The organism is Pseudomonas sp. 5.2 (genome assembly GCF_059025405.1).
This window is the reverse complement of record NZ_JBYBHH010000041.1, coordinates 1-1,761: the sequence shown is the minus strand read 5'-3', so window position 1 is coordinate 1,761 and position 1,761 is coordinate 1. Positions and strand designations below refer to the sequence as shown.

The following is a 1,761-nucleotide window of genomic DNA, read 5'->3' as shown; positions in this document are numbered from 1 at the left end:
CCGATTGATAAGCACTCGGCGCTGACCTTCACGCTGAGCGACGGCACCACTGTCATCACGGTTCCGGCCAACAGCACCAGCGGTTTCACCACCGTGACTGCTCCGGACAACGTCTACGTCGGTACCAACGACGCGGTGATCAAATCGATCGCCACCGTCGATGGCGCCGATGTTGGCAAGTTCGAGAACCTGGTTCTGGACAAAACGCCGGTCAGCACTGCTGTCACTGACGAACCAGGCTCGGGTACTCCAGGCGCTGGCAACGAAGGCGATCTGGTCAAGGTCACCATCACCGCCGATCAGGTATCGGTTGCTGAGAATGTGAAGCCGACCTTCACCGTTCATATCAACACTGCCCTGGCTCACGACCTGGTCGTGACGCTGAGCAACAACGCCACCGTCACTATCAAGGCCGGTGAAACCAGCGCGCCATACACCCACGAAGCGCAAGGCGACGACGTCTACAAAGACGCTGGCGAAATCGAGCTGGGCGTGAAGTCGGCAGCAGACATCGATGGCCGTGCCTTCGAGAACCTGCAGCTGGGCGATGCCGCTTCGGTCAAAGTCACCGACACCACCGACGATGTCGTGGCCAAGCTGACTGCCACCCCTTCGGTCACCGAAGGCGGCGAGATCACTTACACCGTCACCCTGACCAACAAAGACGGCCTGCCGATCGACAACCATGCGCCGTTGTATTTCACCCTGAGTGACGGCAAAACGGTCATCACCGTGCCGGCCAATAGCACCACCGGTTTCACCACGGTGACCGCGCCGGACAACGTCTACGTCGGTACCAATGACGCGGTGGTCAAGTCGATCGCCAATGTCAGCGGCGCAGACGCCTGGAAGTTCGAGAACCTGGTTCTGGACAAGACCCCAGTCAGCACCACCGTAACCGACGAGCCGGGCTCGGGTACTCCAGGCACCGGCAACGAAGGCGACGTGGTCAAAGTCACCATCACCGCTGACCAAATCTCGGTCGCCGAGAACGTCAAACCGACCTTCACTGTCCACATCAACACCGCGCTGGCCCACGACCTGGTCGTGACGCTGAGCAATAATGCGGTTGTGGTGATCGAGGCCGGCAAGACTTCGAGCGAGCCGTATACCCACGACGCACAAGGCGATGACGTCTACAAAGACGCCGGTGAAATCGAGCTGGGCATCAAATCTGCCGTCGATGTTGACGGTCGTGCCTTTGAAAACCTGCAGCTGGGTGATGCCGCGTCGGTCAAAGTCACTGACACCACCGACGACGTGGTGGCCAAGCTGACCGCGACCCCTTCGGTCTCCGAAGGTGGTGAAATCACTTACACCATCACCTTGACCAACAAAGATGGTCTGCCGATCGATAACCACGCGCCGTTGTACTTCACCCTGAGTGACGGCAAAACGGTCATTACCGTCGCGGCCAATAGCACCACCGGCTTCGCTACCGTCACCGCGCCGGACAACGTCTACGTTGGTACCAACGACGCGGTGGTCAAGTCGATTGCCAATGTCAGCGGCGCAGACGCCTGGAAGTTCGAGAACCTGGTTCTGGACAAGACCCCAGTCAGCACCACCGTGACCGACGAGCCGGGCTCGGGTACTCCAGGCACCGGCAACGAAGGCGACTTGGTCAAAGTCACCATCACGGCTGATCAGGTTTCGGTTGCCGAGAACGTCAAACCAACGTTCACCGTTCACATCAACAATGCCCTGGCTCACGATCTGGTCGTGACCCTGAGCAACAACGCCACCGTCACCATCAAGGCG

Annotated in this window: 1 protein-coding gene; it reads left to right on the top strand. The window is 59.5% G+C overall.

From position 1 onward, the window contains the following. Positions 1-1,761, top strand: a 1,761-nt coding sequence (locus AC5PZ0_RS28170) for an immunoglobulin-like domain-containing protein (protein WP_493856197.1), incomplete at both ends; no start/stop codon positions are given.